Source organism: Faecalibacter sp., from assembly GCF_057177045.1.
Map to the genome: position 1 here is coordinate 901527 of NZ_CM169987.1, position 11990 is coordinate 913516.

Annotated in this window: 13 protein-coding genes; 8 read left to right on the top strand and 5 right to left on the bottom strand. The window is 33.2% G+C overall.

From position 1 onward, the window contains the following. The first annotated feature begins 92 nt into the window (after nt 1-92). Genes AC1QSP_RS04135 through AC1QSP_RS04145 form a run of 3 tightly spaced genes read left to right on the top strand, consistent with a single transcriptional unit; the run spans nt 93 to nt 2243 of the window. The gene (locus AC1QSP_RS04135) at nt 93-1121 is read left to right on the top strand and encodes an aminoglycoside phosphotransferase family protein (protein ID WP_484079917.1); all 1029 of its coding nucleotides are present in this window, start codon (nt 93-95) and stop codon (nt 1119-1121) included. Then, the gene (locus AC1QSP_RS04140; protein ID WP_322969588.1) at nt 1102-1527 is read left to right on the top strand and encodes a RapZ C-terminal domain-containing protein; all 426 of its coding nucleotides are present in this window, start codon (nt 1102-1104) and stop codon (nt 1525-1527) included. The genes AC1QSP_RS04135 and AC1QSP_RS04140 overlap by 20 nt, the downstream gene beginning before the upstream one ends. A 2-nt stretch (nt 1528-1529) precedes the next feature. Then, the gene (locus AC1QSP_RS04145) at nt 1530-2243 is read left to right on the top strand and encodes a nucleotidyltransferase family protein (RefSeq protein ID WP_484079918.1); all 714 of its coding nucleotides are present in this window, start codon (nt 1530-1532) and stop codon (nt 2241-2243) included. A gap of 32 nt (nt 2244-2275) precedes the next feature. Here AC1QSP_RS04145 and AC1QSP_RS04150 read toward each other — a convergent pair whose 3' ends face one another. Together AC1QSP_RS04150 and AC1QSP_RS04155 are read right to left on the bottom strand one after the other, a co-directional pair. Further along, nucleotides 2276-2827: a hypothetical protein gene (locus tag AC1QSP_RS04150; protein WP_484079919.1), complete on the bottom strand. Its 552-nt coding sequence runs from the start codon at nt 2825-2827 to the stop codon at nt 2276-2278. A gap of 196 nt (nt 2828-3023) precedes the next feature. Next, nucleotides 3024-3398, bottom strand: coding sequence for a YchJ family protein (locus tag AC1QSP_RS04155; RefSeq protein WP_484079920.1), 375 nt, complete (start codon nt 3396-3398; stop codon nt 3024-3026). Nucleotides 3399-3597: 199 nt separating this feature from the next. Between AC1QSP_RS04155 and AC1QSP_RS04160 the strand changes: the two genes are divergently transcribed. Then, nucleotides 3598-4194, top strand: coding sequence for an N-acetylmuramoyl-L-alanine amidase family protein (locus tag AC1QSP_RS04160; protein WP_484079921.1), 597 nt, complete (start codon nt 3598-3600; stop codon nt 4192-4194). Nucleotides 4195-4240: 46 nt separating this feature from the next. Here the strand turns inward: AC1QSP_RS04160 and AC1QSP_RS04165 are convergent, their stop codons facing one another. Then, a complete protein-coding gene (locus tag AC1QSP_RS04165; protein ID WP_484079922.1) occupies nt 4241-4927 on the bottom strand; it encodes a DsbA family oxidoreductase in 687 nt (228 codons plus the stop codon). Between the two features lie 387 nt (nt 4928-5314). On the opposite strand from AC1QSP_RS04165, the gene AC1QSP_RS04170 reads away from it, so the two are divergent. The 3 genes from AC1QSP_RS04170 to purB all read left to right on the top strand — a co-directional run bounded on the left by AC1QSP_RS04170 (nt 5315) and on the right by purB (nt 8989). Then, nucleotides 5315-6604, top strand: a complete 1290-nt coding sequence (locus tag AC1QSP_RS04170) for an adenylosuccinate synthase (RefSeq protein ID WP_322969582.1) — start codon at nt 5315-5317, stop codon at nt 6602-6604. Nucleotides 6605-6678: 74 nt separating this feature from the next. Beyond that, nucleotides 6679-7548: a fructosamine kinase family protein gene (locus AC1QSP_RS04175; RefSeq protein WP_484079923.1), complete on the top strand. Its 870-nt coding sequence runs from the start codon at nt 6679-6681 to the stop codon at nt 7546-7548. 13 nt (nt 7549-7561) lie between these two features. Then, nucleotides 7562-8989, top strand: a complete 1428-nt coding sequence (purB, locus tag AC1QSP_RS04180) for an adenylosuccinate lyase (protein ID WP_484079924.1) — start codon at nt 7562-7564, stop codon at nt 8987-8989. A 62-nt stretch (nt 8990-9051) separates the two neighbouring features. Here purB and AC1QSP_RS04185 read toward each other — a convergent pair whose 3' ends face one another. Next, entirely contained in the window at nt 9052-10242 is a 1191-nt protein-coding gene (locus AC1QSP_RS04185) for a hypothetical protein (RefSeq protein ID WP_484079925.1), read from the bottom strand. Nucleotides 10243-10256: 14 nt separating this feature from the next. Next, on the bottom strand, nt 10257-10832 hold the full coding sequence (locus tag AC1QSP_RS04190) for a TlpA family protein disulfide reductase (RefSeq protein ID WP_484079926.1): 576 nt from the start codon (nt 10830-10832) through the stop codon (nt 10257-10259). A gap of 107 nt (nt 10833-10939) precedes the next feature. Here AC1QSP_RS04190 and queA point away from each other — a divergent pair, with 107 nt between their 5' ends. After that, nucleotides 10940-11989, top strand: coding sequence for a tRNA preQ1(34) S-adenosylmethionine ribosyltransferase-isomerase QueA (gene queA, locus AC1QSP_RS04195; RefSeq protein WP_323674100.1), 1050 nt, complete (start codon nt 10940-10942; stop codon nt 11987-11989). Nucleotide 11990: the final 1 nt, after the last annotated feature.

The following is an 11990-nucleotide window of genomic DNA, read 5'->3' on the forward strand; positions in this document are numbered from 1 at the left end:
TTTAATAAAGATGCAGTCATCCCAAAAAGGTTACACCAAATTCATTTTTATGTGCAACTTTTTAGAAGTAAATTGCAGAAAAATCGAAAAGCGTGCAACCTAAGATCAATGACTTTTTAAACCAACATTATTCGCAAGAAGCCATCTATACCTTGACATTATTAACAGGTGGTGGATCTTCTCGTCGCTATTATCGCTTTCATGATCAAGGCGAATCCTATATTTTAGCAGAAAGCTCGAATGTGGATGAAAATAAAGTGTTCATCGAATTTTCTGAAAAATTGCAATCCATTTTACCCAATATTCCACAAGTGTTTCACATCAATGAAGACAAAACATTGTACACTCAAACGGATTTAGGGGATATCAGTTTAATGACAATCATTCAAAAAGATGTCAACGAAGCTCGACCATACTATCTAAAAATTGTAGAGCTTTTGGCTCAAGCTCAAATCGAAGGAGGGAAAATCATTGATTTTAATCAAACATTCTCCTATCCTCGTTTAGATAAGACGTTAATTTTAAGGGATCTTTTTCAGTTTAAATTTTACTTTCTAAATGCTTTGGATATCGATTTTAACCAAGGAAAATTATTAAAGGACTTTGACTTATTTGCCTCTCAATTTGAACGTTTATCACCCAAAGGATTTGTATTTCGTGATTTCCAATCGCGCAACATCATGATCAAAGATAACGAGCCTTATTTCATCGATTTTCAAGGCGGATTATATGGGCCTAGTTTCTATGATTTAGTTTCTTTGATTTGGCAAGCAAAAGCCAATTTACCCATGTGCATCAAAAAAGAAATTTACGACCACTACTTTGAAGCAGTCAAAAAATTAGATGCCAATTTAATCACCATAGACTCTCGTGTATCTTACGAATACTGTGTAGTCGCTCGTCTATTACAAGTATTAGGCGCTTATGGATTGCGTGGTCTGATTGAACGAAAACCACACTTTATTGAAAGTATTGCATTTGGAATCGAAAATTTAAAAGCTATTATCGACTATCCAATTTTACAAAATTATCCCGAATTAAAACATATTATTAAAGTACTGATTCAACCGGAAACAGTAGAACGTATAAATCAAAAAATAAATGGCGAAATTAAACATTAACGTACGTAGTTTTTCTTATAAAAATGGTGGTATTCCAGCAGATCCAACCGGTAATGGTGGTGGATTTGCATTTGACTGCCGTGGTATTTTAAACCCAGGTCGCATCCAAGAATACAAAACGCAAACGGGACGTGACGAAGCAGTAAAACATTATTTAGAAACAGAAACGAAAATGTTAGAATTTTTAAATGGAGTGTATCAAATTATCGATATTTCGATCGAAGATTATTTGAACCGCGGTTTTGAAAATTTAGAAATCAACTTTGGTTGTACAGGTGGTCAACATCGATCAGTTTACTCAGCCGATGCAACTGCCAAACATATTCAAGAGAAATTCCCTGAAGCACAAGTTACAGTTCAACACGTGATTCAAGAAGCGAAAAACTGGATCAACGAAGCCTATTAAGAATGAAAGCAATGTTATTTGCGGCCGGATTAGGGACGCGTCTTAAACCTTTTACTGAAAATCATCCGAAAGCACTGGCTCCTGTCAATGGAAAACCTTTGTTACAACGCAATATCGAGTATCTAAAGGCTTATGGATTTACGGAAATTGTGATCAATGTGTTTCATTTTGCGGATCAAATCATCGATTTCTTAAACGCAAACGACAATTTTGGGATGACGATTCATATTTCAGATGAACGTCCTGAAGTTTTAGAGACTGGCGGAGGTTTAGTAAAGGCTAAAGACTTTTTTACGGAAGATTTCTTGGTGATGAATGTGGATATCCTAACTGATTTGAACTTATCAGACTTTATCGTATCACATCAAGAAAATAATGCCATGGTTAGTTTAGCAGTAACCAATCGTGATTCTTCGCGAAAATTATTATTCAATACTGAAAATCATTTAAAGGGGTGGAGAAATTTAAACACCAATGAAGAAATCTTAGCGAACGATACAGCGAACGGTTTAAAAGAATTAGCATTCTCAGGGATTCATATCATCAAACCATCCATTTTTAAACAGATTCATTTTGAAGGTAAATTTTCAATTATGAAAGTGTATATGGAATTGATGAAAACTGAAACCATTATCGGATTCGACCATTCTGGTGGAATATTAATTGATGTTGGTCGCCCATCAAGTGTTTTAGAAGCTGAAGAAATATTTAAATAAGAGAAAAGCCGGATAAATCTCCGGCTTTTCTATTATATATACGTTATATTATCATTTATCTTGTGATTATTAACATTACCAATTAGTTCGTTAAATTCTTTAAATATGTTTTGATTCAATTCTAAAATTATTCCCCAAATAAACTCAAAATCACTAATTTTAGTTGGAATAATAAATTCAGTTTTTACTCCATCTAATAATAATGAACTAGAATTCTTTTTATAAATATGCGCAGATATATTATTTCTATAATTTTTTAAATCAGGATATTTAGTAGCTATAGTTTTAAATAAGAATTTATCATCTCTTTTGACTCTTTTAATCCTTTCTTTAATATCTTGCTCTACTGCAACATTTTTGATTATTTGATCATAAATTTCTTCAAATCTATTATACTGAAGTATTAATGAATCTACAAAAACTGCATAAGCTACATCTTCTAAATTAATATTGTTCTTGCCATCATTATAATAACCTAAAGATAAATCACTTTTACTCATTAAATCCTTAAAACATATCAGTTTGCGATAATAATCTGAAGAAATGTGACTTATTACTCTTAAGTTCGCTATAAATTCTTCCATATATAATTTTTGATAATAATACTCTTTTATTCTGTATCTTCAATTTATGAAAAAAAGAAATCCTGTATTTTTAATTCTAGGTTTAGTTTTCTTTATACTAAGTATTACAACCAAAAATTATTTTTATTTACTTCCAGCTGTATTATTTATAATCGCTAGTTTTATTCAAAATAAAAAAAGGAAGAGTAAATTGTAATTACAAATCAAATTTTCCATCCACATAATACCACTTCCCTCCTTCTTTTTGGAAACCTGATAGTTCTTCGTGTTCGTAGAAATCACCTAGATGATCTTGATAATACGCTTTAAAATGAACATAATTATCCCAAGCCTTTACAACTATTAATTTTAACCACGTATTTTGTTTTGACCATTGGTCAATTTCTTTTTTCGAATGATAAGGACGTTTACTCGGATGGGTTGTTTCCACCAAATAATCCGTTAAATTTAATGCAAATGCTGTATAACGCGAACGCATCAACAATTCAGGTGTTGCGGGCAACAATTCATCCAAATGATAAGGTTCACAACACATTTTATATTCTTTTCCTGAACAACAAGGACATTCCATTGAATAAAATTTTATTCCAAAGGTAAAAATTTAAACGGTCTGTATTACGCTTTATAAAAAGATTCCACATTGGACAGATGATAAGATTTTGATAATCTACGATTTACAATTTAAGGGTTAATTTTTTAATATTTTTTTACTCCATACTTCAAAATTTGAACGATTCTTGCTAAAATTCAACCATTAGACGACCCAACAAATGAAAAAATTATTTCAATTATTTACTTTATTTCTATCCATTTCTTTACTAGCCAATCCTATGCACGACAACAAGCGTATTGTGGTCATCGATCCAGGACATGGTGGTGTAGATTCTGGGGTAAAAAATGATGAATTCCAAGAAAAGGAAATTGTACTTGAAATCGCTCAATTAATTAAAGCACGTAACCCGTATCAAGACATCGAATTTGTCATTATTCGTACAGGAGATGAACAAATTAGTAACGAAAATCGTACGAAAATCATCAATTCGCATCAACCGGATTTAGTCTTGTCTTTACACATTCATTCGAATGTTAAATCAACAGTAAAAGGACTTGAAGCTCATATTTCTCCGATGAATCGTTGCCATGAAGATTCGGAAATGTATGCTCAGCGCATCAATCAAAAATTAATGGAATTAGGTTTTGAAAATCTAGGAATCAAAGAGAATAACACGAAAATATTGAGAGATCCTCAATCACCAACGGTTATGCTTCATATTGGACATTTATCGAATGATGAAGATAAAGAGTATTTATCCAACTCCGAAAATTATAGCAAAATAGCCGACAAAATTCTTGAAGGTCTAGAATAAAAAAAGCGATTCAGTTGAATCGCTTTTTTTTATTTAAATGATAATTTTAATCACATTGTCCATTCAAATCACACGAAACAGCATCGTCCTCATTTGATTTCAAATGGTCTTTTTCGTACGCTTGTGTTAGTGCTGATACAAAGTATTCTACTGGTTGTGCACCATTAAGGGCATATTTTCGATCAATTACGAAAAAAGGAACACCCGTTACACCAATATTTCGAGCATCTAAAATATCAGAAGCCACTTCGAACACAAAAGCATCTGATTGTAACATTTCAGAAACTTCCGTTTGATTTAAACCAATTGATTCACCAATGGCAACTAACGTCTCATGATCAGCCACATTTTTATTGTCCGTGAAATACGCTTTGAATAAAGCTTCTTCTGCTTCATTTCCTAAACCTTTAGATTGAGCAAATTGAATTAATCGGTGAGCTTCACCTGTATTAATCATAATATTACCTTCGTTAAAGGTAATACCGATCGCTTCACCCATCGCCTTTAATCGAGTTTTCATACCCGCCACTTGTTCTTCTGCATATCCTTTTTTAGCAAAATATGCTTTAGCTTCAATGGGTTCAACTTTACTCAAATCTTGATCCAGTTGAAAACTTTTCCATTCGACTTGAATTTTATCTTTATAAGGGATTTGTTCTAAAGCCGCTTCAAAATGTTTTTTACCGATGTAACAAAATGGACACATTACATCAGACCAAATTTCTATTTTCATAATGAATTATATTAGGGATTTATGGATAGGTAAAAATACAGCGAATAAATGGGGAGCACCTTGACAAATGATAAGAAATTCATCCGAATGAAAGGATTATCTACTCCTACTCGCGCAATTTCATCGTTACTTATTGTATAAAAAGTCTGTAAAAATAAGCTTTTATTTTGACCTACAACGGTTAATTTTTCACAATATTCATTTTATAATTTAGTACTCAATACACTAAAAATTTATCAACACATTTTAATAAGTTTTTTATGCGAATTGTACGATTTTAATTGGTTTAAAATAAGGTTTAAATTACCTTTGTAACGAACCAAGAATCTAGGAATTAAAAACATTTTTATTTTCCAAATTCAAAAATTTAACAAACAAAAAACAAATATGTCAACACACGTAGTTGTCGGTCTTCAATGGGGCGACGAAGGAAAAGGTAAAATTACTGATGTTTTAGCCGAAAAATCAGATTACGTAGTACGTTATCAAGGTGGAAATAATGCAGGACATACAGTATATGTCGGAGACGATAAATTCGTTTTACACTTATTACCTTCTGGTGTATTACAATGCAAAGGAAAATGTATTATCGCCAATGGAGTTGTTGTAAATCCTGAAGCTTTTTTTAACGAAATTGAAAAATTAGAAGCCAGAGGATTATCTACAGATCACGTATTTATCAGTAGAAGAGCGCATATCATTATGCCATATCACATTTTATTGGATGAATACCGTGAAGAATTTGCAGGAAAAGATTCACAAATTGGGACTACAAAACGTGGAATTGGTCCTTGTTACGAGGATAAAGTAGCTCGTGTTGGGATCCGTGCAATTGATTTATTAAACCCTGAGGTTTTAAGAGAAAAAATCAAAGAAAATTTAATTGTAAAAAATGCTTTATTCGAAAAATTATTCGAAAAAGAGCCTTTGAAATTTGAAGATATTTTTGATAAATATGTAGAATATGGTCAACGCTTAAAAGAGCGTATCATTGATACAGAATTAGAAATTAATCAAGCCATCGACGAAGGAAAAAATGTATTATTCGAGGGTGCTCAAGCCTTAATGTTAGACATTGACTTCGGTACTTATCCATTCGTTACTTCTTCATCTCCAACTACAGGAGGTGTTTGTGTAGGTGCTGGTGTACCTCCAACGAAGTTACAAAACTTAATTGGAGTTTCTAAAGCTTATTGTACTCGTGTTGGTAATGGTCCTTTCCCAACGGAATTAGACAATGAATTAGGTGAAAAAATTCGTCAAGTAGGACACGAATTTGGAGCTTCTACAGGTCGTCCACGTCGTACAGGATGGTTAGATTTAGTGGCTTTAAAACATGCCTGTATGATCAATGGGATTACTCACCTTGTGATTACAAAATTAGATGTATTAACTGGTTTAGGTACTATTAAAGCCTGTACAGGATACAAAACAGAAGATGGGAAAATCATCGATTACTTTACATCTTCTACAACAAAATTAGCCGACTACGAAGCGGTTTATGAAGAAATGCCAGGTTGGGAAGAAGACATCACGAGCGTAAAATCGTTTGATGAATTACCACAAACGGCACAAGACTATATCCACTTCATCGAAAAATATTTAGGAATCGAAGTGTATTTAGTTTCTGTTGGTCCTGAGCGATCTCAAAACATTATTAGAACAAACTTATTCTAATTTTTAATACAAATATTATAGTCCGACATTGTTGGACTATAATATTTTATAATTACTAATTGTCTTCTTTTTTTATGAATGAAATTTTAGAGCGTTTAAAGGCATTAAACTTAGGAATTGAGAATATTTTTCCCGTAAAAGGTGGAGATATCAATGATACTTACCGTATTGAATCATACCAAGATAAATACTTCTTAAAATTAAATACTGCTCAGAATTTCCCTCATCTCTTTCAGAAAGAGGCACAAGGTTTAGAAACCATTGCCAATACCGGATTATTCAAAGTTCCTCAAGTCATCAAATTCGGTGAAACAGATAATAATTTTCAATATTTAATTCTCGAATGGATGGATCGCGGATCTGCTCATCTGGACCATTGGCAAAAATTAGGTCATCAATTGGCTCAATTTCACCAAATTTCGAATGACCAATTTGGTTGGCATGAAGACAACTATATTGCCATTATTCTTCAACCCAATCAGATGAAATCCACTTGGGAAGATTTTTATGCCAACAACCGCATACTTCCAATGGTTAAACTTCTAGCAGATAAAAAACTATTCACTACGAAAGATGTAAAATCGGCTGAAGTCTTATGCAAAGAATTACCTTCTATTTTTCCAAAAGAAAACCCTGCATTATTGCATGGCGATTTATGGAATGGCAACATTCTACCGACAGCGCAAGGAGAAATGGCGCTGATCGATCCGGCCGTTTATTATGGACATCGTGAAATGGATTTAGCCATTGCCGATCTGTTTGGAGGATTCGACGAATCTTTTTTTAATGCCTACGAAGAAATTTATCCATTAGAAGTTGGATTTAACGAACGTAAACCGGTTGCTCAATTATTTCCTTTACTGGTGCACGCATTTCTATTTGAAGGGTATTACGTTAAAGATGTAAAAACCATTCTAAAAAAATACCAATACAAATTACAATAACAAAACAAACAAAATGAACAAATACCAAAATCCTTTAGAATCCAGATATTGTAGTGACGAAATGTTATACATCTTTTCTCCAGAGAAAAAATTTACAACATGGAGACAATTATGGATTGCTTTAGCAGAAATTGAAAAAGACTTAGGGTTAGACATCACAGATGAACAAATCCAAGAATTAAAAGATAATGCTACAAATATCGACTATGCCAAAGCAGCTGAATACGAGAAGAAATTCCGTCATGATGTGATGGCTCACGTTCATGCTTATGGAGATGTAGCACCAAAAGCAAAAGCTATTATTCACTTAGGCGCTACTTCTGCTTTTGTGGGGGATAATACTGATCTTATTCAAATTCGTGATGGATTCCAATTGATTAAAAAACAATTGATCAATGTCATTCATGGATTAGGTCGTTTCGCTCGTGAATACAAGAGTTTACCTACATTAGGTTTCACGCATTTTCAACCAGCTCAATTAACAACTGTTGGAAAACGTGCTACTTTATGGTTGCAATCCGTGCTTTTGGATTTGGAAGAATTAGAATTCCGTATTGAAACTTTACGTTTCCGTGGGGTGAAGGGTACAACAGGAACAGCTGCATCATTTAGCGAATTATTCAATGGAGATTACGACAAAGTAAAAGAATTAGATCGTCGTTTATCAGAGCGCTTCGGTTTTAATAATGTTTTTGCCGTTTCAGGACAAACTTATGATCGTAAAATTGATGCACAAGCATTAGCTTTATTAGGAAATATTGCACAATCTGCGCATAAATTTACCAATGATTTAAGATTATTACAGAACCTAAAAGAGATTGAAGAACCTTTCGAAAAGAACCAAATCGGTTCATCTGCAATGGCTTACAAACGTAACCCAATGCGTTCAGAAAGAATTTCATCGTTAGCAAAATTTGTTATATCTTTAACATCGTCTCCAGCCATGGTGGCTTCAACACAATGGTTTGAGCGTACATTAGATGATTCAGCGAATAAACGTTTAGCTATACCACAAGCGTTTTTAGCAATTGATGCCATCTTAATCATTTGGAATAATATTTTAGATGGTTTAGTTGTTTATCCGAAAATCATCGAAAAACATATTATGGAAGAGTTACCATTTATGGCAACAGAGTACATTATTATGGAAGGGGTGAAAAATGGTGGAGACCGTCAAGAGTTACATGAAATCATCCGTACACATTCTATGGAAGCGGCTAAACAAGTGAAAATGGAAGGTAAACACAATGATTTAATTGAACGTATCATTGCGGATGATAATGTCAAAATCGATAAAGATAAATTAGTGGAATTATTAGATCCTAAAAACTTTATCGGGTTTGCCGAAGAGCAAACAGAAGATTTCTTAAAAGATTTAGTAGACCCTATCGTCGAAAAATATAAAGAGTTTTTAGGTACAAACACAGACCTAAAGGTTTAAAATTAACAACAACTACTGAGGAACACAAAAAAGCATCTCGTATGAGATGCTTTTTATTTGGATTAAAATGATATCGTTTTAAATTTATAGAATAAATTCAAGCTGAAAGAGGATGTATTACCTTTCATATATTCACTGACATCAAATTTTGAATTCAAATTGTATCTCGCTTTAATTCCTAAATTTTTCCATTGATATCCTGCTCCTAAACTAAAAGAGGAAATATTATTAATATTGGATTTATTCGATTCAGAATATACCACTTCGGTATAATTAGAATCAGACAAATCAATTTTGAAGTTATAAAAAGCACCCACAAATAATTTATGCTGGGCTTCTTTCATAATATAATAGTTTAAACCAAGGGGTATTTCGACAATCTTTCGTTCAATCGCTAACCCAAAGCGAGGATTTGCTTGTATATCCTGACGTTTAAAATGAAAATAATTCGCTTCAACCGCCAAGGCATAACGATTTTTTAAAAATGGAAATTGATATTCAGCATTTATTCCGAAAGTAGGTGATGTCGCAGAAAAAGTATGTGCTGCGTTGTATACCGGATAATCGACATTATTCTTTTCCGAACGAATTCCTGCTTGAATTCCAAATTCAACTATACTTTTCGTTTTCTCAGTTGAATAACGCACATAATCAGCTCCTGACACACATTCATTATAAGTTTCAAAGTAGTTTTCTAAGTCAGAATATTTATATTTAACTTTATTAATTTCTTGGCCTCCACAATAAACGTTTGCTCTTAATTGATTTTTATACTGCTCATTATAAGCAGAATTTCCCATATCCGTTTTGTACATTTTATAAATCAGAGGACTTATTTCACCATCATTTAAATTATAGTAATAAGTTACTGCAGTATTATTGTCGTATACAAATAGACTTGCTGGCCCTTCAACTAATCGTTTCAAAAAAGTTGAAGTTTCCACCCATTCTGGTTGCTTATCTTCCGATAATCGATTGTAAAATTGACTGGATTGATCCACTTTTCCATTATAACTGATATAATAAACCCCATTATTCAATCCAAAACCTTTAATCTCTTTTGGAGTTTTTACATTTTTCTCCCCGTTGATTTTGAATTCAATAACATTAGGATTTTTAGCCCAATCTTGATATCGAATCATCGCTTCGACTTTATCACCATTTAATTGGATCACATAACCTTCTTCATAGTTGGACTGTGCATTAGCCGTGATTCCTGCTAACAAAGACAGCGATAGTAGAGTTAATTTCATTTGAGTAATTTATTTTATTTAGTATTGATATAAAGTTGGAAAATTTCTTCTAAATGTGGATTTATTTCACCCGATTGATGATCCATCGGGAATGGAGCTTGATCCATTAAAATATCCCCTTGAGAAGAAATTAATAAAAATCGAGGTATAAATTCGACTCCATAAGCCTCATCAAACCCAGATGTCTTCCCAGCGAATAACTGCACACCTTTCAATTGCTCTTCGTCAATCATTTTTTCCCATTGAGGTTTCAGATGATCGGGATCCACTGAGATGCTTAAAAATACGATGCCTTTATTTTTGTATTTTTCTTCAATGGCTCTTAAAGCAGGAAATTGTTGTCGACACGGACCACACCAAGTCGCCCAAATATCCATATAAACCAATTTACCTTTGAAATCACTTAAAGCTACAGCTCTCCCCTCACGATCCGATAAAGAAAAATCGGGTGCTTTCGGGTATTCGACTGCAAAATCTTCTTCCGATGACTCCGCGTTTTCTTCCTTCTTTAAATTTTCTTTTTCTGCTAAATTTTGATGACAATTTATGAAGGAAAGAATGATAAATAGGAATAAAACCATTTTTTTCATGCATCAAATATAATAGGAATCAACGATTAACAGAGATTATATGCAAATAAACTTGACAAAGGGGGTCTCGATGGCGTATATTTGCAAAAAATTCTGTAGTTATGAAAATGAAAACCTCCGATTTTGACTTTAATTTACCTGATGAACTATTAGCTGAACACCCAGCTGAAAATAGAGATGAGGCAAGATTAATGGTCGTACACCGTGATACTGGTGAGATTGAGCATAGATTATTTAAAGATGTTATTGAGTATTTCGATGAAGGAGACGTAATGATTCGTAACAACACTAAAGTTTTCCCAGCTCGTTTAATGGGTAATAAAGAGAAAACAGGTGCGAATATTGAAGTTTTCTTATTAAGAGAATTAGATGCTGAAACGCGCCTATGGGATGTTTTAGTTGATCCAGCTCGTAAAATTCGTATCGGAAATAAATTATTCTTTGACAACGATGATACTTTAGTAGCAGAAGTTGTCGATAACACGACTTCTCGTGGACGTACATTACGTTTCTTATTTGATGGTTCTTACGAAGAATTCCGTGCCAAATTAAAAGAGTTAGGAGAAACTCCACTTCCGAAATATATTACACGTGAAGTAGAGCCAGAAGATGCTGAGCGCTACCAAACAATTTATGCAAAACACGAAGGTGCAGTTGCAGCTCCTACTGCTGGTTTACACTTCTCTAAACACTTATTAAAGCGATTAGAAATTAAAGGTGTTGACTTTGCTGAATTAACTTTACATATTGGTTTAGGAACTTTTATCCCTGTTGAGGTAGAAGATTTATCGAAACATAAAATGGAATCTGAACAGGTGATTATTCCTCAAGAATCAGCTGATTTAGTTAATCGTGCAATTGATAACAAAAAGAAAGTTTGTGCCATCGGTACTACTTCAATGCGTTCAATCGAATCTTCTGTTTCAGCAGATGGTCATTTAAATGCATTTGATGGTTGGACAAATAAATTTATTCACCCACCTTACGATTTCTCAATTGCAAATTGTATGATTACAAACTTTCATACGCCAAAATCAACGTTAATCATGATGATATCTGCATTTGCAGGACACGAATTAACAATGAAAGCGTATAACGAAGCGGTAAAAGAAGGATATAAATTCTACTCTTACGGTGATGCAATGTTAATCTTATAAT